General features: G+C 72.5%; 21 protein-coding genes, 1 tRNA gene and 1 pseudogene. 9 read left to right on the top strand and 14 right to left on the bottom strand.

Annotated features, from left to right (window positions below; genetic code table 11):
* Window positions 1–33 precede the first annotated feature (33 nt).
* Window positions 34–1,488: a nucleobase:cation symporter-2 family protein gene (locus tag OHA19_RS08565; protein ID WP_405749823.1), complete on the top strand. Its 1,455-nt coding sequence runs from the start codon at window positions 34–36 to the stop codon at window positions 1,486–1,488.
* Between the two features lie 132 nt (window positions 1,489–1,620).
* Here OHA19_RS08565 and OHA19_RS08560 read toward each other — a convergent pair whose 3' ends face one another.
* Both OHA19_RS08560 and OHA19_RS08555 read right to left on the bottom strand, forming a co-directional pair.
* Window positions 1,621–2,499, bottom strand: a complete 879-nt coding sequence (locus OHA19_RS08560) for a chitosanase (RefSeq protein WP_405717920.1) — start codon at window positions 2,497–2,499, stop codon at window positions 1,621–1,623.
* 211 nt (window positions 2,500–2,710) lie between these two features.
* On the bottom strand, window positions 2,711–3,019 hold the full coding sequence (locus OHA19_RS08555) for an SH3 domain-containing protein (protein ID WP_405717923.1): 309 nt from the start codon (window positions 3,017–3,019) through the stop codon (window positions 2,711–2,713).
* Between the two features lie 303 nt (window positions 3,020–3,322).
* Here OHA19_RS08555 and OHA19_RS08550 point away from each other — a divergent pair, with 303 nt between their 5' ends.
* Both OHA19_RS08550 and OHA19_RS08545 read left to right on the top strand, forming a co-directional pair.
* The gene (locus OHA19_RS08550; RefSeq protein ID WP_405717925.1) at window positions 3,323–4,006 is read left to right on the top strand and encodes an alpha/beta fold hydrolase; all 684 of its coding nucleotides are present in this window, start codon (window positions 3,323–3,325) and stop codon (window positions 4,004–4,006) included.
* Window positions 4,007–4,122: 116 nt separating this feature from the next.
* Window positions 4,123–6,261, top strand: coding sequence for a hypothetical protein (locus OHA19_RS08545; protein ID WP_405749821.1), 2,139 nt, complete (start codon window positions 4,123–4,125; stop codon window positions 6,259–6,261).
* Window positions 6,262–6,324: 63 nt separating this feature from the next.
* Here the strand turns inward: OHA19_RS08545 and OHA19_RS08540 are convergent, their stop codons facing one another.
* Complete coding sequence (locus OHA19_RS08540; RefSeq protein ID WP_405749820.1) at window positions 6,325–6,930, bottom strand: TIGR03086 family metal-binding protein; 606 nt, start codon at window positions 6,928–6,930, stop codon at window positions 6,325–6,327.
* 29 nt (window positions 6,931–6,959) lie between these two features.
* Window positions 6,960–8,021: an amidohydrolase family protein gene (locus OHA19_RS08535; protein WP_405749818.1), complete on the bottom strand. Its 1,062-nt coding sequence runs from the start codon at window positions 8,019–8,021 to the stop codon at window positions 6,960–6,962.
* 167 nt (window positions 8,022–8,188) lie between these two features.
* On the opposite strand from OHA19_RS08535, the gene OHA19_RS08530 reads away from it, so the two are divergent.
* Entirely contained in the window at window positions 8,189–9,166 is a 978-nt protein-coding gene (locus OHA19_RS08530; RefSeq protein ID WP_405717936.1) for a fibronectin type III domain-containing protein, read from the top strand.
* A 51-nt stretch (window positions 9,167–9,217) separates the two neighbouring features.
* Here OHA19_RS08530 and OHA19_RS08525 read toward each other — a convergent pair whose 3' ends face one another.
* The 5 genes from OHA19_RS08525 to OHA19_RS08505 all read right to left on the bottom strand — a co-directional run bounded on the left by OHA19_RS08525 (window position 9,218) and on the right by OHA19_RS08505 (window position 14,763).
* Entirely contained in the window at window positions 9,218–10,429 is a 1,212-nt protein-coding gene (locus OHA19_RS08525) for a DUF2201 family putative metallopeptidase (protein ID WP_405749816.1), read from the bottom strand.
* 13 nt (window positions 10,430–10,442) lie between these two features.
* The gene (locus OHA19_RS08520) at window positions 10,443–11,681 is read right to left on the bottom strand and encodes an AAA family ATPase (RefSeq protein ID WP_405717942.1); all 1,239 of its coding nucleotides are present in this window, start codon (window positions 11,679–11,681) and stop codon (window positions 10,443–10,445) included.
* Window positions 11,678–13,450 carry an ankyrin repeat domain-containing protein gene (locus OHA19_RS08515; RefSeq protein ID WP_405749814.1) on the bottom strand — a complete coding sequence of 591 codons (1,773 nt, stop codon included), beginning with the start codon at window positions 13,448–13,450 and terminating at the stop codon, window positions 11,678–11,680. Before OHA19_RS08515 ends, OHA19_RS08520 begins: the two co-directional genes overlap by 4 nt.
* Complete coding sequence (locus tag OHA19_RS08510; RefSeq protein ID WP_405717946.1) at window positions 13,447–14,583, bottom strand: gala protein; 1,137 nt, start codon at window positions 14,581–14,583, stop codon at window positions 13,447–13,449. Before OHA19_RS08510 ends, OHA19_RS08515 begins: the two co-directional genes overlap by 4 nt.
* 104 nt (window positions 14,584–14,687) lie before the next feature.
* Window positions 14,688–14,763: transfer RNA gene (locus OHA19_RS08505), tRNA-Cys, on the bottom strand.
* Window positions 14,764–14,997: 234 nt separating this feature from the next.
* On the opposite strand from OHA19_RS08505, the pseudogene OHA19_RS08500 reads away from it, so the two are divergent.
* Window positions 14,998–16,518: pseudogene (locus OHA19_RS08500) on the top strand (glycoside hydrolase family 18 protein); the annotation flags it as partial.
* 66 nt (window positions 16,519–16,584) lie between these two features.
* On the opposite strand, the gene OHA19_RS08495 reads toward OHA19_RS08500, so the two are convergent.
* The gene (locus tag OHA19_RS08495) at window positions 16,585–17,214 is read right to left on the bottom strand and encodes a TetR/AcrR family transcriptional regulator (protein ID WP_405717948.1); all 630 of its coding nucleotides are present in this window, start codon (window positions 17,212–17,214) and stop codon (window positions 16,585–16,587) included.
* 134 nt (window positions 17,215–17,348) lie between these two features.
* On the opposite strand from OHA19_RS08495, the gene OHA19_RS08490 reads away from it, so the two are divergent.
* Complete coding sequence (locus OHA19_RS08490) at window positions 17,349–18,617, top strand: ABC transporter substrate-binding protein (protein ID WP_405717951.1); 1,269 nt, start codon at window positions 17,349–17,351, stop codon at window positions 18,615–18,617.
* A 73-nt stretch (window positions 18,618–18,690) separates the two neighbouring features.
* Here the strand turns inward: OHA19_RS08490 and aceB are convergent, their stop codons facing one another.
* Window positions 18,691–20,310, bottom strand: a complete 1,620-nt coding sequence (gene aceB, locus OHA19_RS08485) for a malate synthase A (protein ID WP_405749812.1) — start codon at window positions 20,308–20,310, stop codon at window positions 18,691–18,693.
* Between the two features lie 234 nt (window positions 20,311–20,544).
* Complete coding sequence (locus tag OHA19_RS08480; RefSeq protein ID WP_405749811.1) at window positions 20,545–21,150, bottom strand: NTP transferase domain-containing protein; 606 nt, start codon at window positions 21,148–21,150, stop codon at window positions 20,545–20,547.
* Between the two features lie 257 nt (window positions 21,151–21,407).
* On the opposite strand from OHA19_RS08480, the gene OHA19_RS08475 reads away from it, so the two are divergent.
* Entirely contained in the window at window positions 21,408–21,710 is a 303-nt protein-coding gene (locus OHA19_RS08475; RefSeq protein ID WP_356078955.1) for a DUF5955 family protein, read from the top strand.
* A gap of 27 nt (window positions 21,711–21,737) precedes the next feature.
* Here OHA19_RS08475 and OHA19_RS08470 read toward each other — a convergent pair whose 3' ends face one another.
* Both OHA19_RS08470 and OHA19_RS08465 read right to left on the bottom strand, forming a co-directional pair.
* Window positions 21,738–22,382, bottom strand: coding sequence for a response regulator (locus tag OHA19_RS08470; RefSeq protein WP_405717959.1), 645 nt, complete (start codon window positions 22,380–22,382; stop codon window positions 21,738–21,740).
* Window positions 22,379–23,590 (bottom strand): sensor histidine kinase, encoded by a 1,212-nt coding sequence (locus OHA19_RS08465; RefSeq protein WP_405717961.1) that lies wholly within the window; start codon window positions 23,588–23,590, stop codon window positions 22,379–22,381. The genes OHA19_RS08470 and OHA19_RS08465 overlap by 4 nt, the downstream gene beginning before the upstream one ends.
* A 110-nt stretch (window positions 23,591–23,700) precedes the next feature.
* Between OHA19_RS08465 and OHA19_RS08460 the strand changes: the two genes are divergently transcribed.
* Window positions 23,701–24,795 carry an ABC transporter permease gene (locus tag OHA19_RS08460; RefSeq protein WP_405749809.1) on the top strand — a complete coding sequence of 365 codons (1,095 nt, stop codon included), beginning with the start codon at window positions 23,701–23,703 and terminating at the stop codon, window positions 24,793–24,795.
* Window positions 24,792–25,472, top strand: a complete 681-nt coding sequence (locus OHA19_RS08455; RefSeq protein WP_405717965.1) for an ABC transporter ATP-binding protein — start codon at window positions 24,792–24,794, stop codon at window positions 25,470–25,472. The genes OHA19_RS08460 and OHA19_RS08455 overlap by 4 nt, the downstream gene beginning before the upstream one ends.
* The last annotated feature ends 34 nt before the right edge of the window (window positions 25,473–25,506 follow it).

The following is a 25,506-nucleotide window of genomic DNA, read 5'->3' as shown; positions in this document are numbered from 1 at the left end:
ACCGCAGACGTGTATCCGACCGGAGGAACCGCCGTGGCAGCCAAGCCCAGGTTTCGCAACGACGCAGTCGCTGGATCCGATTCAGACCCCCATCTCGACACCGCCCCCGATCCGGCCTCGCCGGACCGGAAACACCCGGTCGACGAGACCCTCCCCCCACTGAAGATGTTCACCAGCGGCCTCCAGCACGTGGCCGCGATGTACGCGGGCGTGGTGGCCCCGCCGATGATCGTGGGGCCCGCCGTGGGCCTCACCGCCAAGGAGACCGCGTTCCTGATGGGGGCGAGCCTGTTCACCGCGGGCATAGCCACCCTGCTCCAGACCCTCGGCTTCTGGCGGATCGGCGCCCGGCTGCCGTTCGTCAACGGAGTCTCGTTCGCCGGGGTCACCCCGATGGTGGCGATCGGCAAGGACCGCGGACACGAGGGCATCGCCGTCGTCTTCGGCGCGATCATCGTCGCCAGCCTGATCGGTTTCCTGCTGGCCCCGTACTTCTGCAAACTGGTCCGCTTCTTCCCGCCCGTGGTCACCGGCACCGTGATCACCCTGATCGGTGTCTCGCTGCTGCCGGTCTCCTTCAACTGGTCCCAGGGCGGGAACGCGACGGCTGCGGACTACGGGTCCACGACCAACATCACCATGGCCGCCGTCACCCTGGTGATCGTCCTGGCCCTGCGCAAACTGCTGCGCGGCTTCCTCCAGCAGATCGCCATCCTGCTCGGTCTGATCAGCGGCACCCTGATCGCGATCCCGGTCGGCATCACCGACTTCGGTGCCATCAAGGACGCCGGCCTGGTCGGCTTCCCGACGCCGTTCCACTTCGGGGCGCCGCAGTTCGAGATCGCCGCGATCGTCTCCATGAGCATCGTGATGCTGGTCTGCATGACCGAGTCCACCGCGGACATGCTCGCGCTCGGCAGGATCGTCGGCCGGCCGGCGGACGAGCGGACCATCGAGGGCGGCCTGCGCGCCGACACCCTGGGCAGCGCCATCAGCCCGCTCTTCAACGGCTTCATGTGCAGCGCCTTCGCCCAGAACATCGGCCTGGTCGCCATGACGAAGGTCCGCAGCCGCTTCGTGGTGGCCGTCGGTGGCGGCATCCTGGTCGTGCTCGGGCTGGTCCCCGTCGCCGCGTCCGTCATCGCGCTCGTCCCGCTGCCGGTCCTCGGCGGAGCGGGCATCGTGCTCTTCGGTTCGGTCGCCGCGAGCGGCATCCAGACCCTGGCGACCGCCGCGCTGGAGAAGGGCGAGAACGCGCTGATCGTGGCCGCGGCCGTGGGCGTCGGCCTGATCCCGATCGCCGCGCCGGAGTTCTACCACTCGTTCCCGAAGGACCTGCTCGTGGTGCTCGACTCCGGGATCTCGACCGGCTGCGTGGTGGCGATCGTGCTCAACCTGGTCTTCAACCACCTCGGCAGGAAGCCGGAACCGGAACCGTCGGAGCGGGAGCAGAGCCCGGCGGTCGCGGCCCCGGTCGCCGCGCACTGATCCGGTCCGGTCCGGTCCGGTCGGTACGGCCCGCTCCGGTACGGCCCGGTACGAGGCCGGTACGCAGCTGTGGCGCGTACGGCGACCCTCGCGGGTGCTGCCGTACGCGCCACAGCCGTGTCACCCGGTGCGTCAGCCGATGTGGAAGCTGTCGCCGTAGACCTTCCAGTCGAGCGGCGGGTCCAGGTTCAGGTTGCCCTTCTTCAGGAAGACCCGCTGGGCGGTGTCCACCCGGCTGGTGTCCTCGTGGGCCTCCTCCTGCTTCATCGCCCAGACGCGGGCGTCGAGGAAGGCGTTGAGGTACGTGACCTCGTTGCCGCCCTGGGACGGCGGCTTCGCCTTCGACAGGGCCCGCTTGCGGATGGAGCTGAAGCTGGTGCTGTCGCCGCCGTCGCCGTGCATGACGATGGCGTCGTAGTACGCGAACTGGCCCAGAGTGCCGATGCCGTCGGCCTTGCCCTGCTTGACGGCGGGGTTGAAGTACACCCGGTCCCGCTCGTCGTTCTGCGCCTGCTGGAACGCCGAGTCGGAGGCGGCCTTCACCCAGTCCTTGGTGAAGTTCGGGTCGAGCCCGCTGTGCGAGGGGGTGCCGTTGACCTTCCGCAGCGCGGGGAGGTACTTCGCGAGCACGTTGCCGGGCTTGCGCTCGGTGTACAGCTCGACGAGGTCGAGCATGTCGCCAGTACCGGAACAGAAGCCGATGATGCCCGCGGTGTAGCCGCGGTCGTCGTCGATGTCCTCGATGTACTTGTACTGGGACTTCCAGTTGAGCGAGGAGTTCTCGGCGCTGGAGACCAGTTTCATGGCGATCTCCTTCTTCGCCGGATCGTCCAGCCCGGTCGCGGCGGCGGCCACGGGAGCCGCTGCCGCGGGCTCGGGGGCCGCCTGGTGTGTGAGGCCACCGGCGTAGGCGGTGACGGGAATGGCCGTGAGGGCCAGTCCGACCGCGATGACCGTGATGCGCACGGGGCGGGTGTTGCGACGTGCGGCGCGCTTAGGGGGAGCGTGCACCAGTCCTCCAAAGGGAGTTCTTCGTTCCGACGGTCTGTTAGGAAGCTTTCCTATCAGAGTGTAGGGTGGCCGTACACCCCTCCGGCGCCGGGGAGTTGAGAAGCTCCCCCGGAACGCGGGAGGCCCCGCACCGCGCCAGAGGCGCGATGCGGGGCCGATTCGCGTGGCCGAGGTGCGGGTCGGCGGGTGGACCGAGGTGTCGCGGCGGCGGTCAGCAGTCGAGGTAGGCCACGTGGATCCAGACGCCGGTCGGGCCGCCCCACAGGTCTCCCATGATCCAGTTGCCCTGCTGGCCACGGTAGTTGAGGTTCTGGCCCCGGTTCACCTGGCCCAGGACCGGGTAGTCGGTGCCCGGCCCGCCGCGGAAGTTCACCCCGTTGTCGTTGACGGTGCAGACCGCGGCCGGTGCCTTCAAGGCCTGCACGGCGGTGGAACCCTGCGCGGCCTGGGCGGCGGGGCTCACGGCCAGCCCGAGGCCGGCGGTCAGCGCCATCGCGGCCAGCATCAACTTCTTCGTCATGTGGTTCTCTCCTCCGTATTCCGGCCCACGTCGGCGTGAGCCGTCCATCAGCCCAACGGAGCTGCCGACCGGCCGGTCACGGGTCCGGACCGATCTTCGGACAGGAGTGAAAGCGCAGGTCATACAGGCTGCGCACCGGCGTGCGCAGGCATCGGGGCGGACGCTTCCCGCGCCCGTCGATCACAGGTTTGAGCGGAGCCGAATCCGGAAATCACCGCCGGACGCCCGTCACGCGCCCGCCGGCGGCGGCCACCGCGGATGCGGCGGCAAGATCCGCGCCCGTGCGCCTGTAGCGTCATGGGTATGGAAGATCAGTCTGTAGTGGATGTCGGCGACGTACGGCTCGCGTACCGGACCTGGGGCGACCCCTTCGGCTCGCCCGTGGTCCTCCTGCACGGCCTCGGCGGCTCCGCCGCGAGCTGGGAGGCGGTCGGCGGCCTGCTCGGCGAAGAGTGGCGGGTGTACGCGCTCGACCTGCGCGGCCACGGCGAGAGCGACTGGCCGGACGAGTACTCCTTCGAGCTGATGCGGGACGACGTCCTCGGCTTCCTGGACGAGTGCGAGCTCGACCGGGTCGGCCTGGTCGGCCACTCCATGGGCGGTGTGGTGGCCCATCTGCTCGCCCAGGAGCACGCGGACCGGGTGGAGCGGCTGGTACTGGTGGAGACCCCGCCGCCGTTCCCGAGCGAGCCGAAGCCGGCCGCCGAGCCGGAGGGGCCGGTGGACTACGACTGGGCCGTCGTCGCTCCCGTCCGGGCCGAGGTGGCCGACCCCGATCCCGAGTGGGTGGCCGGCCTGGGCGAGATCGTCGCGCCGACGCTGATGATCTCGGGCGGCCCGGAGTCCACCATGCCCCAGGGGCGCCTCCAGGAGATGGCCTCGCTGATCCCGGACTGCCGGCTGATCACGCTCGGGGGCGGCCACCGGGTGCACGAGATCCACCCCGACCAGGTCGCCCAGCAGATCACGGAGTTCTTCACCAGCTGAGGAGCGGCGTCCGTGGAAGCGGGGAAGCGGCGTCCGTGGAAGCGGAGAATCGGAGTCCGGGGCAACCGGGAAGCGGCCGCCGGGTGTTGTCAGTGCCGGGTGGCAGGATCCGCTTCATGGATCTCGTATCGTTCCTCGCCGACGTCGACGCCCAGCCCTGGGCAGACCTCCAGCATGCCTACGGGAGTGCGGCGGACGTCCCCGGTCATCTGCGTACGCTCGCCGGGCGGAGCGATGACGCCGCGTCCGAGGCGATCTCCGAGCTGTACAGCAGCATCCTGCACCAGGGTTCGGTCTACGAGGCGTCGGCCCACGCCGTTCCGTACCTCGCACGGCTCGCCGGGGCCGGGTACCGCACGGAGGACCTGCTGGTACTGCTCGGCGGGATAGCGGAGTGCGGGGCGGACGACGGTGACAGCGACGCAGCAGCCTGCCGGGCGGCCGTCGTCGGCGAGCTGCCGCTGATCCTCACGACGGTCGACGCCGAGGACCTCGGGCTGCGGCGCGCCTCGGTGTGGGCCGCCGCGATGACCGGCGCGGCCGAGCGGGTGCTGCCGGTGCTCCACCGGCGCTGGAAGACCGAGACGGACCCCCTGGTACGGGCCGAGCTCCTGGGCGCCATGGCGCATCTGGACCCGGCGGGCACGGCAGCCGCGGCGACCGCGGCCATCGGCGCGGACGAGCCCGGCGAGGTACGCATCGCGGCACTGCTGGCCTGCGTGGACGGCGGACTGCCCTGGGGGCCCGCGCACCGCGGGGCGATGCTCTCCCTCCTGCCGGTGAACGGCCTCGTCGAGGACCGGCTGGACCTGGAGCGCAACGAACCGCTCCAGTACATCGTCGAGGCGCTGCTGCTCCGCGACACCGAAGCCGACCGTGACGCCACGTACGCCCTGCTCGACGCCGCCCTGCGCAGCGCGGACCCCGCGGCGCGGGAGGAGGCGCTGTGGGCCGCCGAGACTGCGTGCCTGATGTCGCGCAGCGCGCCGGAGCGGCTGTCCGGTGCCGTGGAGGCGTTGATCGCCGACCCGGCGGACGTGCCCTCGGCGTACTCGCTGCTCGCGAAGCTGGGCGTCCGGGCCGCGGCGGCCGCTCCGGAGCTGGCCCGGATCGCCGCGGGGGAGGGCGATCCGGCGGACTGTGCGCTGGAGGCACTCGTCGTCGTGGACCCGGACCGGGCCGCCCCGCTCCTGGCCCGTGACCTGGAGTGGCGCCCACGGGCACTGGGCGCGGCATGCGGGTTCCCGTCCGCAGGGGAGGCCGGGGCCTCGTTCCCGTGCGACCCGGAATTGCTGGACGCGATCCGTGCCCGGCTGGCCGCGGCGGACGGTCCCGACGCGGGGGAGGCCGTCCGGCTGGTCCTTCTGCTCGGCGCGTGGGGGAGCCGGGCATCGGCAGCACTGCCCGAACTGCAGGCCGTGCTGCCGGTGTGCCCGGGGGCCGTACCGAAGGCGATGGCCGCGATCTGCCCGCCGGAGCACCGGGAGGCGACCGCGGAGCTCCTGACGGCCGCGGCACGCACCGGCCCGGAGGAGGGCCGGCTCGCCGCGGCGACGGCGGTGCGCGAGCTGACCGGGGAGACCGGCCCGCTGCGGGCGGCCGTCGCCGCACGGCTCACCCCCGGTGATCCGGCGGTGCGGGAGGCCGCGAGCCTCGCCGCCGGGCTGGGCCCGGAGGCGGCCGCCCTGGTTCCCGCCCTCCGGTCCGCGCTGAGCGACCGGGCGGGCGACCGCAGCGTCCCGCAGAAGGACGCCGACGTCGAGATCGCCGCAGCCCTGTGGCGGATCACCGGCGACGCGGAGGAAGCGGTGCCCGTGCTGGCCGGTGTTCTCGCGGAGGCAGGGCCGCTGTGGCTTCGCTGGACGTTCGGCCGTGCCGCGCGGGCGGCAGCCCGCATCGGCGACGCGGCCCGGCCGCTGGTCCCCGCGCTGGAGGGCCTGCTCACCGAGCCGATGCTGGTTCCGTCGGCGGTGCTCGCCCTGCACGCGATCGCGCCCGAGTCCCTGGACGGCCCCCGCACGGCCGGACTGCTCCTGGAGGCGGCGGAGCGGGACGCCGACGCGGAGACCGCGCTGGAGGCCCTGGCCGTACTCGGCCCCGCCGCCCTCACCGAGGACGGTCGTCGCCGCCTGACCGCTCTGGCCGAACGGGACCTCCGGGTGCGGGCCTCGGGCCTGGAGCCGGGGATAGCCCCGGCCGACGAACGGCTGCGGGAACAGGCACGCGCGGTGGCGCGGGCATCGGCCGGAGCCTGACCGTGTCCGCGCGGTCCGCGCCGCCCGGAACCCCCGAGCGGCGCACCCCACCCCGCGCGCCGCTCAGTGACCGGGCTCCCAGTCCGGGCGGCGGCCGCTCATAGCGATGGTCCGGTCGACGAGGGGCGCGTCGGCCGGGACCGGGACCGGCGGGCCGAAGATGCTCTCCGGCCGGGGGTTGGCCTCGCTGGGGGTCAGCATGGCCAGCGAGGCGCGGAGGCTCGCCTCGTCCCCTTCGTAGGTCTGCCCGGTCGACCGGGCGAGGTCCCAGCCGTGGATCACCAGCTCGTCCAGCGCGACCAACTGCGCCACCTCGCCCGGCAGATCCACGCTGCCCGCCCTGGTCATTCCCTGCCGGGCGGCAGGATCGCGCCAGGCCGTCACCAGCTCGTCCAGCAGCGGCGGCAGCGCCTCGCGCCAGTCGTCATTGAGGACCGGAAGGCTCGCGTCCGGAGGAGTGTCGGTCGTCGGGCCGAAATCCTTCCGCGCAGCGTCACGGAACGCCGTGCTCAGCCCGACCAGATGGGCGAGCAGCTCGCGCACGGCGTAGTCCGGACAGGGGGTCGGTCCGTCCAGCTGCTGCTCGTCGATGCCGTCGAGCAGGGAGGCGATCTGCCGCGCGGCGGGCTCCAGATCGATCGTGGGAGTTGTCTCCGTGTGCGTGTCCATGCAGTGCTGACTCCTCCGTCGTCCGGAACTCATCGCACGATGCGTCCACGGAGCACGATCCGGGTCGGGTGGTTCAGTGCACCGGGGTCGAGCGTGGGGTCGGTGGCGTACGCGACGACATCGGCGGGTGCGCCGTCCACCAGGCCCGGCAGCCCGAGCCAGGCCCTCGCTGCCCAGGACGCGGCGCCGAGTGCGGCCTGGGCGGGAAGGCCCGCCCGTACCAGCCATTCCATCTCACCCGCGACCGTTCCGCACGGGAAGGAGTCCGTCCCGGCCAGCACCGTCACCTTCGCCTCGTGGGCCGCGCGCACATTGTCGAGCATGGTGTCCCAGCCGGCCAGCCACAGATCACGGCGCGCGCCCGGCTCCCGTGCCCGCATCGCCTCCTCCTTCGCGCCGAACACGCTCAGCGTCGGCACGAACGCCGTGCCCTGCGCGGCCATCCGGTCGAGCAGGGCCGGGTCGAGATGCATCCCGTGCTCCAGGCTGTCGGCGCCCGCCAGGACGGCGTTGCGGGTGCCCTCGGCGGTCTGGCAGTGCACCGCCACCTTGCCGCCCGCGGCGTGCACCGCCCGCACCACCGACGTCAGCAGCGGCAGCGGCACGGCCGGTTCGTCGGCGGCCCAGTCACCGATGACCTTGCACCACCCGCCCGAAGCGGCCGCCTCCTCCACGGCCGCACGCGCCAACTCGGCCTCGCTCACATCGCGTCCGAAGCCAGGGAAGAACCGGCCGGGCGTGGCCAGCCACCGCCCCGCCGACGTCACACGCGGCAGCTCCGGGTCCGTTGCCACCCATGCGGGCATCCGCCGCGAGGTGCCGGGCGTCCGCACCGCGAGCACCCCGGCGTCCCGGTGCTCGCCCAACTGCCTGCGCAGCAACTCCTCGTCGAACGGCGAACCGGGCTCGAGTGCGCCCGGATGCGTATGCACATCGACGAGCCCGGGCAGCAGCCAGCCGCCGTCGACGACCGTCTCCGCGTCCCGCCCGGCGAGTCCGCCGGGCGGACGGCCCGCGCGGAGCACCTCACCGTCGATCCAGAACGTGCGTTCCTCGCGTTCGGGCAGCACAACACCCCGTATGCACAACATCGTCCGACCGTACGGCACGTCGGGAACCGGTCGACGGGCGAACGCCGTTCACCAGCCGCTTGCACACATCGCCACATTGCGGAAGCTTCCGCTCCACCCTCTTGTCGGAGACCCCCGCGCCGTGCGATACAGGTCTGGACCATTGCTTCCGGACGGAAGGCACGACCGTGCAACGCCCCCACGCAACCGCCGCGTCGGCCTGCTCCGCCGCTCTGCTCCTCGCCGTGCTCACTGCCTGCGACTCCGCTCCCCGGGCCGACACCGGCAAACCGACGGTGCCGGGCCATGTGACGGCGCAGGCGAGCAGCGCCACCTCCGTGCACGTCATGTGGGAGCGGGCCTCGGACGACAAGGCGGTCACCGGCTACGAGGTCTACCACGAGGGCAAGCGGGTCGAATCGGTCCCGGCCGCGAAGGTGATGACCGACGTCGACGGGCTGACGGCGTCGACCGCCTACACCTTCACCGTCCGTGCCCGCGACGCCGCCGGAAACCTCTCCGCACCGAGCGCCGCCGCACGCGTCACCACGCCGGCCCCGGCCCCGGCCGACCACGAAGCGCCCACCCGCCCGGTGAAACTGCGCGGCACGGTGGACGGCAGCCGGGCGGTGCGCCTCTCCTGGGGAGGCTCGACGGACGACGTCGGCGTCACCTCGTACGACATCTATCAGGAGGACTCCCGGATCCACAGCGTGCCCGGCAGCCGGACCACGGCCCGTCTGACCGGCCTGCGCCCCGGCACCGTCTACACCTTCACCGTCCGCGCCCGCGACGCCGCCGACACCTCCTCGCCGGACAGCGACTCCATCGACCTCGCCACCGCCGCCGCCCCGGGCGCACCCGCGAGCACCGCCCCCACCGACCTCCGGATCAGCAACCGCGTCCAGGGCAAGGAGTACGCCATCGACCTGGACTGGAAGCAGCCGGAGACGGGCGGCGAGATCCCCGCGTACCAGCTGTTCATCGGCGGCCGCCTGACCACCACGATCGTCTGGGGTGCCACCCCGCCCGCGGGCCGGGCGAACTACCGGCTCACCGTGAGCGACCCGCGCGGCACCCGGTACTCGATGAAGCTCCGCGCCAAGCTGCCCGACGGGAAGTGGGGAGACTTCTCCGCCCAGCGCACGGTCGTCCTCGGCGACTGAGCCCCGTACGGGATGACCGGCCCCGGACCGGCGGGTGGCGGTGGCACGACGTCAGGGCCGGGCCCGGTCGGTGACGCGGACGGTCTCCACCCACCTCGGGGGCTCCGGGGCGTCCGGACCGATGAGCGAGGCGACGAGCCGGCACGAGGGTGCCTCGTCCGGCCAGGGCGTGTAGCCGTCGGTGAGTACGACGACGATGTTCGGGCGGTCCCGCGCCGCGAGGGCGGCGGCGATGCCCACCCGCATGTCGGTACCGCCGCCCCCGCCCAGGGTGATCTGCTCGGCGGCCGTCACCCTGGACACGCTCTGCACATCGGCGTCGCAGGCCAGCACGGTGACGCGGCTGCCCCGGATGCCCACCTCACGCAGTACCCCGGTGACCTCCGCCAGCGCCGAGCCGAGTTCCTCGTCCGTCATGGAACCCGAGGTGTCGATGACGACGGCGACACGGGGCAGCGGCCGGCGCAGGCTGGGCAGTACGACGCCCCGGAGCGCCGCGCTGCGGCGGGACGGCCGGCGGTAGGTGTAGTCGACCGCTCCGGCCGCCCAGGCGGCGGCCTCCCGCACCGCGCCCGCGAGCGCCTGCCGCCAGTCGACCGTGGGCTCCAGGAACTGCTCCGCCCAGCGCTCCCAGCCCGCCGGGAGGGTGCCCCGGGCGCGCCGATGGGCGCGCATGGCCGCCGCGGTGTGGCGTCGCAGTGCCTCGGCCTCCACCGGGCCGAGACGGGCCGGCCCGTCCGGTCCGGTCAGCTCCCAGGGCGCCGGTTGTCCATGGGCGCCGGACCCGCAGTCGTGCGGGGGCGGCCCCGGCGGCAGACGGGGGAGATACGCCTCGAAGAGCTGTCCGGTCGGCAGGCCGAAGAGCCGCGGCTCCATCCGCCCGGCGGGCAGGGGCAGGCCGTCGGCGATGAGGTCGTCGTTGATCTCGCAGTCCTGGGCGACATTGACGCGGTGCGGGTCGCGCTGGTCGGCGGCGGGCAGCCGTGCGGCCCGCCCGTGATGGTCGCGCAGCAGGTGCGCCACCTCGTGCAGCCACACCGCCGCGAGTTCCGTCACCGGTGTCGCGTCGACGAAGGCGGGTGACACGTAGCAGCGCCAGTGCCGGTCCACGCCCATCGTCGGTACCCCGGTGCTCGCCACCACCGAGAGCGCGTACAGCGCCGAGGCCAGATAGGGCCGGTCGGTCGCCGCCCGGTAGCGGGCGGCGAGCAGCTTCGTCAGGTCCAACTGGGGCCGCCCCGGGGCGGTTTCCGGTTCCGGCACCGGCGTACCCGCCTCAGCCGCTCTGCGGGAGGGCGCCGGACAGTTGCAGCAGTTCCACGAAGGCGTCGATGCCTTCCGGAACCGGCCAGTCGGTGTCCCGCATCGTTGCCAGATCCACCGCAGCCCTGGCCGCCACATCGGGCACACCCGCGTCGACGGCCTTCGCCAGCACCGCCCAGCCCGCTTCCCATCGACGCCGGGTGAGATCGCCCTGGACGGCCGCCACGACCGCGATGAGGAAGGCCAGCTGCCGGTCGCCGCGCTCGGGCAGCGCGAAGGCGTCCGGGTTCGCCAGTACGCGGTCGGGGTCGGGCAGGTCGAGGTTCTCCAGATAGGACAGCAGCTCGATGCCCGCACCGTCCCCGACGGCCCCGGTCAGCGCGGCGGCCACCGCCTCCCGTCCGGCGCCCGTCGCGTACCCGGTGGCGAGCAGCCGCAGCGCCATGTCCCAGGTCCGCGGGGACGGCCAGGCCCGGCCCCGGCTCTCCGCCTCGGCCGGAATGTGGTGGACGAGGCCCGGCCGTGCGGTCAGGAAGCCGGAGATCGCGCCGCGGGCCCGCGCCGCCGCCCCCGGAACCCTGGCGGCGTCGACGACCGGCACGGCCACCTCGGGCCATGTACCGGCCATGCCCCGCGCGACAGTGCGCGGATCGTGCGTCCACTGGAGGTGCACGAAACGGTTGGCGAGCGGTGGGCTGAGGTGCCAGCCGTCCGCAGCGCTCGACGGCGGGTTCGCCGCCGCCACGATGCGTACGGACTCCGGCAACGTCAGGCTGCCCACCCGTCGTTCGAGCACCACGCGCAGCAGCGCCGCCTGCACGGCCGGGGGAGCGGAGGACAACTCGTCGAAGAACAGCAGTCCCTGGCCCGTGCGCGCGAGCCGGACCGCCCAGTCCGGTGGGGCCATCGGGACCCCCGTCACGGCCGGATCGTCACCGACGACCGGCAGCCCGGCGAAGTCGGACGGTTCGTGCACACTGGCGATGACCGTCTCCAGCGCGAGGCCGAGCCCGGCGGCGAGCTGCTCCATGCCGGCCGACTTGCCGATGCCCGGCTCGCCCCAGAGCAGCACCGGCTGATTGGCCGTCACCGCCAGTGCCAGCGCCTCCAGTTGTGGGCTGTCGGCGGCTTCGGTCCGCGAGGTCCGCAGTCTGCGGTTCAGCTCGTCGGCGGCGTCCAGCGGTCCCGGCGCGGCGGCCGGGCGCGGTGGTGCGGGGGGCTGTCCCGGTCTGCCGGGGGCGATGGTGTTCACCCGTCCTCGTCCTCTTCGTCCTCGTCGTCCTTCTCTTCTTCCCACTCCTCCCACCAGTCGGCCCCGAGGTCCGGATGCTCGTTCTCCACCCGTTCCCTGAGGAAGGCCAGGTCCGTCCGCCGGTACTTGCGGATCAGCTGGTCCAGCGAGAGTTCCGTCTGATCGACGACGTCGATCCGTGCCCCGGCCTCGATCAGCGCCGTCACGAGCTCCGCCGAACCGCCGTCGGCGACCGCCACGCAGAGCGGGGTGCGCTCCCGGTGGTCCTGGGCCTCCAGATCGAGACCGGCCGCCAGGAGCCGGGGCAGCAGGGGCTCGTGGTCGAGGAGGTGCAGCACATGGAGCAGGCTCCGCTGTCCGCCGTCCCGCACGCGCGGGTCCACCCCGGCGTCCAGGAGCTCCAGGACCCCCGGGGTGTCCCCGTGCTGGGCGCGCAGAAAGAGATCCCGGCGTTGCGCCCGCAGGCCCTTGGGCAGCCGGCCGATGCCGGAGGTGCAGGAGTGCTCCACGGCGAAGCAGCCGGTGACCGCGCCGCCGAAGGCCCGCAGCGCGTTCTCGCGCTGTCGCTCCTGGGGGCTGTGCGGGGAGTCGAGCCGCCCGTCGCGGAAGACGACCTCGTGCCACTCGCCGCGGCACCTGACCCGTACCGGCGCGGGCGGCGTCGGTCCCGGCGGCCCCACCGCCGTGTCGAGGCCCGGAAACAGCGATCCGGCGACCAGCGGGTGCAACTGCCCGGGAGTCACATCACCGGCCCGCAGCAGGTCGAGGTCCGGCAGCCGCTGCCGGAGCGACCGGGGAAAGACGGGAGCGCCCGCGGCCGCCTCCCGCTCGACGAGCCCGATCCGCAGCTTGTTGCCGTTGCCGTTGCCGTTGCCCGTGAACTCCAGCAGGACGCAGGCCCGCCAGTCCTCGCCGATCTGAAGGCGCGACGTCGCGTAGAGCTCCGCGAACCGTCCGGCCTCCGACTCCAGCCGGGGAACATCGAGCGCCAGCCGGGCCAGGATCGTCTCCGGCGTCGCCCGGTACCACGACGGCGTTTCCGGCGAGTTCGCATCGAGGCCGATGCCGACCGCCGCCAGGGACTCCGCCACCTGACCCCGCTCGTACAGCAGGGTCACCCACTCGGCACGGGCCACCGGGTCACCGGCGCCCGGGTCCGCGTCCGGCAGTTCGTCCGCCCCGAGCGGTGTGCCGTCGGTGTGGAGGAACGGCAACCGGTCGGCGCCGCCGAAGCGTTCGCGCAGTTCGTCGGTACAGCGCGCGTCCCACAGGTACCGGCAGGCCCGCCAGTCCGTCACGCCCGGGGGGAAGGTACCGGGTGCCGCGCGGCGTCGCACCGCCCCGAACCGGAGCGAGATCCGCTGCGGCCCCTCGACCATCGAGGGCGTGCTCAGATACAGATACGGAGCCGTCGCCCCGGGCACGTCCGCCGTGACGCCGTAGCCCGCCAGGACCACGGTCAGGTCGGTGGCGAGCGTCGAGCGCCCGCTCAGTATCCGCGGCAGGTGCCAGCGCACCAGGTCCGGCACCAGATGGAGGAGATCGGCGCGGAGCGCCACGGCCACATCCGGACCGTAGCGCGCGGAGACCTGTGACAGGTCGAATGTCACATCGAACCGGGCCGCCGTGCAGGCTCCCTGCCAGTCCCCGGCCGCACGCCGTTCGGCGGACGCCTCGATCATCCACCGGGGCACCGCGTACCGGTGGACCTGTCGTCGGCTCGCCCTTTCCTCCGGGTCGAGGAAGGCCGCCACCTTGTCCTGGCTCACCGGTAGACGCTCCTGACCGCACGCAGGTCCGCGTGCGCGCCGCGGTCCGGGCGCAGCCGCGCGGCGAAGGACCGCTTCACCTTGCGGGGCAGGCCGGGGCCCAACCCCACGTATTCCAGACGGGAGTCGGCGTCGACGGCGGCCAGCAGGGTCTTCGCCCCACGCCCGGTGAGCCCGGTGTGGCGCAGTTCCAGCCGCCGCAGGGGGCTGCCGCGCAGCGCACCGGCCAGCGCGTCGGCTCCCGTGTCACCGGTGACATTCGACGGGGCCCCGAGGGTGCGTCCGGAGGGCGGCCGGCCCAGGTCGAGCCCTTCGATCCCGTCGAGCGCGTCGGCCAGCGCGCACGCTCCGGCGGGCCCGATCCCGTTGGCGCCGAGACCGAGCCGGACCGGACGGGCGGGGTCGGCGGCGGCCGCGAGCAGGGCGGCCCCAGCGTCCCCGAGGTGGTTGGCCGGCAGGTACAGCTCCCGCACACCCGCGTCCCGGATCAGCGCGGCCAGCAGGGGCGCGGCCTCGGCGCCGAGGCCATTGCCACCGAGGAACAGCCGCTCGACGGGCCGGGACCGCTGACTCAGTACGGCCAGCAGCGCCGCGAGGCCGTCCGCGGTGAGCCCGCTGTTCACCAGGTCGAGGGTGCGCAGCACGGTGTTGCGGCGAAGCATCGGGACGAGTGCCCGGACGCCCGCGTCACCCACGGGATTGCGCTTCAGCCACAGCGCCCTGACGGTGTCGTCCTCGCTCAGCGCCCCGGCGAGCGCCGTGACACCGTCGACTCCGATGCGATTGCAGCCGAGATAGACCGTCCGCAGCCCGTGGCCGCCCCGGCCCAGTGAGTCGGCGACGGCGCGCGCCCCCTCGTCCCCCAGCGAGTTGGTGCCGAGCAGCACATGCGTGGCGTGCGGGGAGCGCGCCGCGACGGGCATCACCCGGACCGCACCCGCCGCCCCCAGCCCTTGCTTACAGAGGTCGACCCGTCCGTCCGCGCACAGCGCCCCGAGCGCGAAGGTCTCGTCGACCTCGACGGGGCGCTCCGCCGCCAGCCGCTCCAGCAGCGGATCCAGCAGGGCCGCGTCGGCAAGCGGAATGTCCGGGTGCTCGATCGCGGGACAGCGCACAGGCATCGGCTGCAACATCACCACTCCACAGGTCCCCCGCCGGCACCCGGCCAGGAGAGGGCGACCGTGTCCTCCGCCCGCCCGGGACGAACCGACGCCATCGACTCTCCTCCACGAAAAGGTGGCAAGACCGGCCGGATTCGAACCGGCGTCCTCCAGCCTGCTGCTAGGGCGCGACGACCTCTGCGCTACAGCCTTGCCGTGAGTGATCCTAGCCGCGGCGACCCCAAAATCGCACACCAGTGCCGCAGTCGAAGAATGGTCTGAACCTCTTGACGAGTTGGTCCAGACCATTTAGTTTCCCCTGTGCTCCATGGCACCAAGGAATCCGCTCCCCATCAGGACCGCCTCACCGGTCCCTGCCTCAAGGGAGAACCCCATGTTCGAGCACCTGACACTCAGACGGAGAACGGCGACCGCCCTCGTCGCCGTTCTCGGACTGCCTGGACGGCCGCGACGGACAACCAGCGCGTCGCCGCGTACGACATCTACCGGGGCGGGGAGCCGGCCGCCACGGTCTCGGGCACCACCACCACCACCACCGCCACCATCGGCGGCCTGTCGCCCTCGACCTCGTACACCTTCACCGTCAAGGCGCGTGACGCGGCGGACAACGCCTCCCCGGCCGGCAACGCGCTCACGGCGAAGACCGACGACATCGTCGGCGCGGGCAACTACGCCAAGGTCGGCTACTTCGTCCAGTGGGGCATCTACGGCCGCCAGTACTTCGTCAAGAACCTCCATGACTCGGGGGCCGCCGACAAGCTGGACATCGTCAACTACGCCTTCGCCAATATCGATCCCGACAACCTCACCTGCCTGAACGGTGTCACCAAGGGCACCACCGCCGACCCCCAGGACCCCGAGCAGGGCACCGGCGCGGGTGACGCCGACGCCGACTACGGACGGCCGTTCAGCGCCGCCCAGTCCGTCGACGGCGTCGCGGACGACGGCTGGGGCAAACTGCGCGGAAACTTCAACCAGTTGAAGAAGCTGAAGAAGCTCCACCCCGACCTGAAGATCGTGGTCTCGCTCGGCGGCTGGACGTACTCGAAGTACTTCTCCGACGTGGCGGCGACCGGTGCCTCCCGCAAGAAGTTCGTCTCCTCCTGCATCGACATGTACATCAAGGGCAACCTGCCCGAGTACAACGGCGCGGGCGGCCCCGGTACCGCCGCCGGAATCTTCGACGGCTTCGACGTCGACTGGGAATGGCCGGGTACCGGCACCGGGCACCCCGGCAACCACTACTCACCCGACGACAAGGACAACCTGACCCTGCTGCTCGCCGAGTTCCGCAAGCAGATGGATGCGCTCGGCGGCGGACACCGTCTGCTCACCGCCTTCACCCCCGCCGACCCGCAGAAGGTCGGCGAGGGCTGGGACCTGGGCAAGGTCTTCGACTCCCTCGACGTGGCGAACGTCCAGGGCTACGACTTCCACGGCTCGGGCAGCGACAACTCCTGGGAGCCGAACCGCACCGGCCACCAGGCCAACCTCTACACCGACGACCAGGATCCGTACGGCTTCCACTTCAGCGCCGACGCCGCCGTCAAGGCCTACACCGAAGCGGGCGTCGAGCCCCGCAAGCTGACCCGCGGCATCCCGTTCTACGGCCGGGGCTGGCAGAACGTCGCCGACGGCGGAGCCGCCGGTGAATGGCAGGGCGCGGGCGGCGCCGCACCGGGACAGTTCGCGGAGGAGGCCGGAACCCGCGGTTACTCCAACCTCATCGGCGCCTACCCGACGATGACGGTCCATCACGACGAGCAGTCGGTGTCGACGTTCGGCTACACCGGCAGTCAGTGGTGGTCCTTCGACGACGCGTGGTCCATCGGGAAGAAGACCGACTACGTGAAGTCGAAGGGGCTCCTGGGGGTGATGATCTGGGAAATGTCCGGGGACACGTCACAGGGCACATTGATGAACGCGCTGGACACCGGCCTGAAGTAGCCGGAACGGCAAGCCGGTTCGCGGAGCCCCGGCGGGTTTCGCGGGCCGGATCCGCCGCGACCGGGGTCAGGGGCTCCTCAGCGCGCTCTCGGCAGCGGTCAGACAGCGTTCGGCAAGCGCCGCGGGGCCCTGCGGTCCGGCGGCCGGGGCGTCGCCGGCCGCCCAGGTCTCCACCGCTGCCCGCACCGCCGCGCCGGCGACCCCGGCCGTCAGCCGGACGTCCAGCGAGCCGGTCCGGTCCGGGAGACCGGCGCGGGCCGATAGGACCTCTGCCAGGGTGACGTCGGAGTCGTGGCAGGCGTCGTTCCACACCGACCGGAGCGCCGGGCTGTCCGCCGCCATCCTCAGCAGCGACCGCACCCACTCCAGCGACTCGGCGGCCGCCGTGTCACCGGGGGCCGGAGCCAGCGCGTGCACCGCCGCGTGCCGCAGTGCGTCCGGCACCGACAGGCCGGCCGGGGCGTCCCGGACCGCCTCCACCCACTGGCGGGCCCCGGCGGCGAGCAGCGGTGTGATGGCCTCCTCCTTGGTCGCGAAATAGCGGTAGAAGGTGCGCGGGGCGACACCCGCGGCGCGTGCGATGTCCTCGGCGCGCGTGCTCCGCAGGCCGTGTTCCACGAAGAGCGTCGCGGCGGTGCGGGCGATATCCAGTCGGGTCGCGGCCTTGCGCCGCTCCGTCAGTGAGCCACCTTGCATGCGGATCAGGTTAGACGGCCGGTCCCATGCCCTGGAGGCACTTCGCCTGTCGGACAAGCCAAGGGCAGCAACTGCCCTTGTGGCAGAATCTGCCATAAGTGCATGTGCTGGACTAGCAAGAGGTGGCAAGAGCGGTGCGTCGGCGGCAGTTCCTTCTTCAGACGGCCGGCCTCGCCGGCACCACGGCCGCCCTCGGGCTCACCGGCTGCTCGGCGAGCAATGACGTGAAGCTCCACCTGCTCGTGGCCAGTTACGACAAGAGCATCGGCGCTTCGCTCGGCGACCAGTGGGACGACGTCGTCGCCGCTTTCGAGAAGCAGCACGCCGGGATCAGGATCGAGCTGGAGCGGGTTTCCTACACCAAGATCGACAAGACGCTGGCCAAGCGGGTCGAGGAGGGCAGGGCGCCCGACATCGCGCAGTCGAACGTCTTCGCGCCGTACGCCGAGGACGGCCGTCTCTACAACATGACCCAGCTCTTCGACATCGCCACCCAGGCCGACTTCATCCGGTCCTTCACCGAGGCGGGCACGGTCGACGACGCCACCTACGGCGTTCCGTTCCTGGCCAGCACGCCCCGGCTCTTCTGCAACAAGGAGCTCTTCCGGCGGGCCCGCGTCAGCGGTGTCCCCACGTCGTGGGACGAGTTGCGGGCGGCCGCCCAGGCGCTGAAGGCGATCGGCGTGAAGACGCCGTACGGGCTCCAGCTCGGCCCCGAGGCAGCCGAGGACGAGGCCCTGTCCTGGATGCTCGCGGCCGGCGGCGGCTACACGGGGGAGCTCTCGGAGTACGACTTCGTGAGGCCGGAGAACGCCGAGGCCCTGACCTGGCTGCGGGACGAGCTGGTCACCGAGGGGCTGGCGGGCGCCGACCCCACGAAGCTCAACCGGACCGGCGCGTACGCCCAGTTCCTGCGGGGCGAGATCGGCATGATGATCGCCCACCCCATGCTGATGGGTGCGGCCGACCAGGCCAAACTCCCTTATGCGCACGGCGCGTTCCCGAAGAAGGGCGGCGGGGCCGCCCCGCCGGTGGGGATCAGCGACTGGCTGATGGCGTTCCGGCGCAACGACCACCGCAAGGAATGCGGCGCCTTCCTCTCGTTCCTCTACAGCGGCAAGTCCGCCCTGACCTACGGCGGCAGCCAGTCCGCGCTGCCCGTGACGTACTCCGCCTCCGACGCGGCGACCGGGACCCCCGCCGAACAGCCGCTCTCGCCGTTCATCGAGCAGTTGTCGAACGCCCAGTTCGCACCGGTCAACATGCGCTCCTGGCCCGCCGTCCGGGGCGCGATTCGCACCGATGTGGGCCAGGCGGTGATGAAGGGCGGCGACCCCGAGATCGTTCTCGCGTCGCTGGACCAGTCCGCGGTCAAGGCGGACATGGCGGCGGTGACGGGCTGAAACTGCCGCACGCGCGGACAGACCTCCGCCCCCGGCGCTGTGCGTGCCGGGGGCGGAGCGATACGGAGAAGGGTCAGCCCAGCTGCTCGTACGCGGGCAGCGTCAGGAAGTCCGCGTAGTCCTGGTCCAGGGAGACCTGGAGCAGGAGGTCGTGGGCCTGCTGCCACTTGCCGGCGGCGAACGCCTCGTCGCCGATCTCCGCGCGGATCGCGGCCAGTTCCTCGGCGGCGACCTTGTGGGCCAGCTCCGCCGTGGCGTGCTCGCCGTTCTCGAAGACCACGTCCGCGTTGATCCACTGCCAGATCTGCGAGCGGGAGATCTCCGCGGTGGCGGCGTCCTCCATCAGGTTGAAGATGGCGACTGCGCCCATGCCGCGCAGCCAGGCCTCGATGTAGCGGATGCCGACCGCGACGGCGTTGCGCAGGCCCTCGTAGGTGGGCCTGGCGTCCAGGGTGTCGATGGCGATCAGGTCACCGGCGGCCACCGCGACGTCCTCGCGCAGGCGCTCCTTCTGGTTCGGCTTCTCGCCGAGGACCGCGTCGAAGGAGGCCATGGCGATCGGCACCAGGTCCGGGTGGGCGACCCAGGAGCCGTCGAAGCCGTCGTTCGCCTCGCGGTCCTTGTCGGCCTTGACCTTCTCGAACGCGACCTTGTTGACCTCGGCGTCACGGCGGGACGGGATGAAGGCGGCCATGCCGCCGATGGCGTGCGCGCCGCGCTTGTGGCAGGTGCGGACGAGGAGTTCGGTGTACGCGCGCATGAACGGCGCGGTCATCGTCACCGCGTTGCGGTCCGGCAGGACGAACTTGGAGCCGCCGTCGCGGAAGTTCTTGACGATGGAGAAGAGGTAGTCCCAGCGTCCCGCGTTCAGCCCGGAGGCGTGGTCGCGGAGCTCGTAGAGGATCTCCTCCATCTCGTACGCGGCGGTGATCGTCTCGATCAGGACGGTCGCGCGGACGGTGCCCTGCGGGACGCCGACGTAGTCCTGGGCGAAGACGAAGATGTCGTTCCAGAGGCGGGCCTCCAGGTGCGACTCCGTCTTCGGGAGGTAGAAGTACGGGCCCTTGCCGAGGTCGATGAGGCGCTGGGCGTTGTGGAAGAAGTACAGGCCGAAGTCGACCAGCGCGCCGGGCACCGGGGTGCCGTCGAGCTGGAGGTGGCGCTCGTTCAGGTGCCAGCCGCGGGGGCGCATGACGACCGTGGCGAGCTCGTCGGCGGGCTTGAGGGCGTACGACTTGCCGGACCTCGGGTCCGTGAAGTCGATCTCGCGGCGGTACGCGTCGATCAGGTTGAGCTGGCCGAGGACGACGTTCTCCCACGTGGGGGCGGAGGCGTCCTCGAAGTCGGCGAGCCAGACCTTCGCGCCCGAGTTCAGGGCGTTGATGGTCATCTTGCGGTCGGTCGGACCGGTGATCTCCACCCGGCGGTCGTTCAGTGCGGCCGGGGCCGGGGCGACCTTCCAGGAGTCGTCCGCGCGGACCGCCGCCGTCTCGGGCAGGAAGTCCAGCGTGGAGGTGCGGGCGATCTCGGCGCGGCGCTCGCCGCGGCGGGCGAGCAGCTCGTCACGGCGCGGCGTGAACTGCCGGTGCAGCTCGGCCACGAACGCGAGGGCCGCGTCGGTCAGGACCTCGTCCTGCCGGGGCAGGGGCTCGGCATCGACGATGGCCAGCGGGGACGGCGCTGGTGCGGACATGAGCTGTCACTCCTTCAGCGGGCGGTGCGGGCGGCGTCTCACGGCCGCCGGGTCGCCTGAAATGGCACGGCGTGCCAGGGCTCCGGGATACGGGCGTGGAAGCCGTCCGAGGTACAGAGGGCTTCTGACCAGTGGATAGTAGTTTCCTCATGGTGGAAGTTCAATGGTTTGTTGATGTCGAGATTCTCTGGGTCGACAGAAGTGGCCCGGCGATGGCGCAGCGTGCCAGTCCGGTCACCCGAGGTGTTTCAGGTCCTCCGCCGTGTCGATGTCGTACGCCTGAGCCACATCGGAACACTCGACGAGCGTGATCGCATCGCGGTGCGCCCGCAGGTACGCCCGGGCGCCCTGGTCGCCCACCGCCCCCGCCGCGATCTCCGCCCACAGGTCCGCCCCGAACAGCACCGGATGGCCGCGCTCCCCGCCGTACGCGGCGGCCGCGATCCCCGTCCGCGAGCGGTACGCCGAACGCACCCGGGCCACCGCGTCCGCGCCGATCCCCGGCTGGTCGACCAGGAGGACCAGCGCCGCGTCCGCCCCCGTGGCGGCCAGCGCCCCGAGGCCCGCGCGCAGCGAGGAGCCCATGCCCTCGGCCCACCCGGGGTTGACGGTCACCGCGCAGCCGGTCAGGTCGGCCCGGTCCCGTACCTGCTCGGCCGCCGCGCCCAGGACCACATGGACAGGGCCGCAGCCGCCGTCCCGCAGCACCCGCACCGCGTGTTCGACCAGTGGCCGGCCATGGTGTCCGAGCAGCGCCTTGGGCCGCCCGCCGAGTCGTCGTCCGCCGCCCGCGGCGAGCAGCAGCCCGGCGACCTTCGGGGTTGGTGTTGTCGCAGTCATGCGGTCTGGATACACCTGCGCGCCCCCGACGTGCACCCTTCGCGCAAGCAAGCGCGGGTGGGTGTGGACGGGAGCGGCGTCCACCGGGAGACAGACAGATCACCCTTACGGGACACCCCGAATTGCGTCCGCGGAGTGGCGCTCGATACCTGTCATGGCGTTAACTTGCGCGCACGCCCGGATACTTGACCACGGTGTGGGGACCGGTCGGAACACTGGCACAAGGATGTGCGAGGGGGAGTGCTTTGTTGCGAAGCGTGGGGCAGACGCGGGTGACCGGCAGCGGTGAGGACCCGAGGGTGACGGAGCTGCGTACGGCCGTCTCCCGGCTCCGCCGCGAGCTGGCGGGGCATCCGCGCGAATTCCCGGACCGGGGGATCGCCGAGGAGGAGCTGGCCGCCCTGGACGCGATGGCGACGGGCGGTGTGCCCGAGATTCCGCGCCTGCGCCGTTCGCTGCTGCTGATCGCGGGGGCGATCGGCTCGGTGAGTGCGCTGGCCTCCGCGCTCAGGGACGTACGGGTCGCCGTCGATCTCTTCGGCGAGCCGCCGCGCGGCTGATCCGCGGGATGACGGCGGCGCGGCGGGTCAGCGGCGGATGAGCCTGCGGGCCGTCGCCGCCGCGACCGCCGAGGTGCGGGAGTCGACACCCAGCTTGGCGTAGATGTGCACCAGGTGGGACTTCACCGTCGCCTGGCTGAGGAAGAGCCGCTTGCTGATCTGCAGGTTCGACAGCCCCTCGCCGACCAGCTGGAGAACCTCCAGCTCGCGCTTGGTGAGGGCCTCCGCGGGAGTCCGCATGCGGTCCATCAGGCGGTGGGCGACGGCCGGCGCCAGTGCCGAGCGGCCCGCCGCAGCGGTGCGTACCGCCGCGGCGAGCTCCTCCGGCGGGGCGTCCTTCAGCAGATATCCGGCGGCGCCCGCCTCGACCGCGGCCAGGATGTCGGCGTCCGAGTCGTACGTGGTGAGGATCAGGACGCGGGGCGCGTCCGGCTGCGCGGTGATGGCCGCGGTGGCCTGCGATCCGTGCATGCCCGCCCCGAACTGGAGATCCATGAGTACGACGTCGAACTCGCCGGTCGCGGCGAGCGAGACGGCCCGCTCGGCCGTGGCCGCCTCGGCGACCACCCGGAAGCCGGGTTCGGAGTCGAGCACGGCGCGCAGCCCCGCCCGTACCACCGGGTGGTCGTCGGCGAGCAGCAGCCGGATGGGGGTGGCGGCGGGGGTGGTCATGCGGCGTCCTGTCCTGTCCGGCCGTCGGGGATCGGGAGGGGAAGGGTCAGGGCGACGGCGGCGCCCTGACCGGGGGCCGACTCCACACTGAGCGTGCCGCCCAGCGAACGGGCCCGCGCACGCATCGCGGGCAGCCCGAAACCCCCGGTGTCCTGGTCCGCGCCGACCGGGCCGAGCCCCGGGGTGAACCCCCGGCCGTCGTCGACGACGTCCAGCGACACGGAGGTGTCCATGAAACTGAGGGTGATCTCCGCACGACCGGCCCCGGCGTGCCGCACCGTGTTGGCCAGGGCCGACTGGGCGGTACGCAGCAGCGCGACCTCGTACGGCGTCGGCAGCTCCACCGGCGTGCCGCTCACCGCGAACTGCACCGTGAGTCCGGGGCCCGTGGTGCGGGACGAGAGGCGTTCCAGGGCGGCCGCCAGGGAGCCGTTCTCCAGGTCCGGCGGCGACAGGGCGCGCACGAAGCGGCGGGCCTCGGCGAGGTTGTCCTGGGCGGCCTCCCGGGCCCGGCGGACGTGCGGGGTGGCGGGGGCGTCGGCGGCCAGGGTGCGTTCGGCGGCGCGCAGCAGCAGCTGGATGCTGGACAGGCCCTGGGCGAGGGTGTCGTGGATCTCGCGGGCCAGCCGCTCGCGTTCGGCCAGTGTGCCCGCGGTGCGTTCCGCCTCGGCCAGCTCCGCCCGGGTCGACATCAGCTCCTCGATGAGCTGCCGGCGCCGTTCGCTCTCCCGGAACAGTGCCTCGTACCCGAGGACCGTGGCGACCGCGACGGCCGCTCCGAGCAGCGGTCCGATGAAGGTGCCCGGTGTGACGGCCTCGCCGTGCAGCACGAAGCCGGCGATCCCGGCCGCCGCGGTGACCGCGACGGCGGGCAGGGCCCAGCGGGTCGGCAGCAGATGCAGTTCCAGGAAGTAGAGCGGGAAGGCCACCCACAGGGCCTCCGGCGACAGGACGAGCAGCGCCAGCCACACGGCGCCCAGCGCCGCCAGCCACAGCGCGGCCGCGCGGGTGTGCGGTTGCACGGCGGGGGCTAGTGCGCCGGCCGCGTACAGGGCGGCCATCACGCAGGCGACCACGACGACGGCGGTGGCATGCGGTGAGTCGTCGCTGAGGGCCCGTAGCGCCGCGAGTGCGAGCAGCCCCAGCAGCAGAGCGTGCAGACACAGCCGCAGCGCGGCGGCGACCGGGGGATGGGCGCGGGAATCCATGATTCGTCCAGCGTAGACGCGGGGTGCCGGGGGCCGGTCAATCGAAAGGTTGATGTCGGGCCCCTCCGCCGAGCGATGTTTCCGGGCGCCCGGCGGCCGAGGCTGGGAGCATGTTCGTCGCATGGAGAGATCTCCGGTTCGCCAAGGGCCGGTTCGCGCTCATGGGCACGGTCGTGGTGCTGATCACGCTGCTCGTGGGTCTGTTGTCCGGCCTCACCGCCGGTCTGGCCCGGGAGAACACCTCGGCCGTCACCGGGCTGAACGCCGACCACCTCGCGTTCGCCGCCCCGCCCGACGGCCGGTCCGTGTCCTTCACCGACTCGGTCGTGAAGGAGAGCGCCTGGCGCAGCTGGGCGGAGCGCCCCGGGGTGAGCGGCGCGGAGCCGCTCGGCATCCGCACGCTCAACGCCGTCGCCGGCAAGGGGGAGCGCACGGCCGCAGTGTCGGCGTTCGGCGTCGAGCCGGACGGGGGCCTGGCGCCCATCGGCGGTGCCCGGGTCGGCCCGGGGAAGGTGGTCCTGTCCGGGCAGGCCGCTGAGGACCTGGACGCCGGGGCCGGTGACCGGCTGCGGCTCGGCTCCACCGAGGTCACTGTCGAGGCCGTGGCGGGGGACGCCTCGTACAGCCACACCCCGGTCGTGTGGACCTCGATCGACGACTGGCAGCGGTTCGGCGCGGACGGTGCGGGCCCGGACCGGCACGCCACGGTGATCGCCCTGACCACCACCGACGGGGCCGACCTCGCCGCGGGCGACCGGGCGGCCGGCACCAGCACGTTCTCCCTCGGCGACTCCCTCACCGCCATCGGCTCCTACCAGGCCGAGAACAGCTCGCTCCAGCTGATGCGCGGCTTCCTCTTCGCCATCTCCGCCCTGGTCATCGGCGCCTTCTTCACCGTCTGGACGATCCAGCGCAGCGGCGACGTCGCCGTGCTCAAGGCGCTCGGCGCCTCCACCCGGTACCTGCTGCGCGACGCGCTCGGGCAGGCCGTCGTGATGCTCGCCATCGGTACGGGAGTGGGCACCGCACTCGCCTCCGGCATCGGCGCGCTGATCAGCGGCGGGGCCGTGCCGTTCGTCCTCGACGCGGCGACCGTCCTGGTCCCGGCGGCCGTCATGATCGTCCTCGGTGCCCTCGGGGCGGCCCTGTCCATCCGGCGGATCACCGCCGTCGATCCGCTCACCGCACTCGGGAGTGCCCGATGACCCTCACCCTCGCCGACGTCACCCTCACCTACCCCGACGGCGACGGCCGGCTCACCGCCCTCGACCGGATCTCGCTGGACGTGCCCGCGGGTTCGCTCACCGCGGTCGTGGGACCGTCCGGCTCCGGCAAGTCCAGCCTGCTCGCGGTGGCCGCGACCCTGGTCACCCCGGACAGCGGCCGGGTGGTCGTCGCCGGAACGGACACCGTCGGTCTCGGCCGTGCGGATCAGGCGCGGCTGCGCCGCGAGCACATCGGCATCGTCTTCCAGCAGCCCAATCTGCTGCCGTCGCTCACGGCGGTCGAACAGCTCCAGGCGATGACCCATCTCTCGGGCGGTTCGGTGCGCTCGGCGCGTGGCCGGGCACTGGAGCTGCTGGACGCGGTCGGCCTGGCCGACCGGGCCGGACGCAGGCCCCACCAGCTCTCGGGCGGACAGCGGCAGCGGATCAACATCGCACGGGCCCTGATGAACGACCCGGCGGTGCTGCTGGTCGACGAACCGACCAGCGCGCTCGATCACGAGCGGGGCGCGGCGGTGCTGGACCTGCTGGTCGCGCTGACCCGGGAACGGTCGACGGCGACGGTGCTGGTCACGCACGACCTGGCCCATCTGGACAGGACGGACCGCACGGTCCGGATGGACGACGGCCGTCTGACGGTGCCGGATCCGGCCTGAGAGGCGGCGGACGTACGGGAAGGGGGTGGCCGTC

Source organism: Streptomyces sp. NBC_00012 (genome assembly GCF_045040875.1).
Lineage (GTDB): Bacteria > Actinomycetota > Actinomycetes > Streptomycetales > Streptomycetaceae > Streptomyces.
This window is presented reverse-complemented; position numbering and strand designations above follow the sequence as displayed.

Coding starts and splice junctions, on each gene's coding strand:
- OHA19_RS08470 (WP_405717959.1), bottom strand. CDS start 22,382: ATGACCACCCCCGCCGCCACCCCCATCCGGCTGCTGCTCGCCGACGAC.
- OHA19_RS08540 (WP_405749820.1), bottom strand. CDS start 6,930: ATGGACACGCACACGGAGACAACTCCCACGATCGATCTGGAGCCCGCC.
- OHA19_RS08460 (WP_405749809.1), top strand. CDS start 23,701: ATGTTCGTCGCATGGAGAGATCTCCGGTTCGCCAAGGGCCGGTTCGCG.
- OHA19_RS08480 (WP_405749811.1), bottom strand. CDS start 21,150: ATGACTGCGACAACACCAACCCCGAAGGTCGCCGGGCTGCTGCTCGCC.
- OHA19_RS08510 (WP_405717946.1), bottom strand. CDS start 14,583: ATGTTGCAGCCGATGCCTGTGCGCTGTCCCGCGATCGAGCACCCGGAC.
- aceB (WP_405749812.1), bottom strand. CDS start 20,310: ATGTCCGCACCAGCGCCGTCCCCGCTGGCCATCGTCGATGCCGAGCCC.
- OHA19_RS08495 (WP_405717948.1), bottom strand. CDS start 17,214: ATGCAAGGTGGCTCACTGACGGAGCGGCGCAAGGCCGCGACCCGACTG.
- OHA19_RS08535 (WP_405749818.1), bottom strand. CDS start 8,021: ATGTTGTGCATACGGGGTGTTGTGCTGCCCGAACGCGAGGAACGCACG.
- OHA19_RS08555 (WP_405717923.1), bottom strand. CDS start 3,019: ATGACGAAGAAGTTGATGCTGGCCGCGATGGCGCTGACCGCCGGCCTC.
- OHA19_RS08550 (WP_405717925.1), top strand. CDS start 3,323: ATGGAAGATCAGTCTGTAGTGGATGTCGGCGACGTACGGCTCGCGTAC.
- OHA19_RS08455 (WP_405717965.1), top strand. CDS start 24,792: ATGACCCTCACCCTCGCCGACGTCACCCTCACCTACCCCGACGGCGAC.
- OHA19_RS08545 (WP_405749821.1), top strand. CDS start 4,123: ATGGATCTCGTATCGTTCCTCGCCGACGTCGACGCCCAGCCCTGGGCA.
- OHA19_RS08465 (WP_405717961.1), bottom strand. CDS start 23,590: ATGGATTCCCGCGCCCATCCCCCGGTCGCCGCCGCGCTGCGGCTGTGT.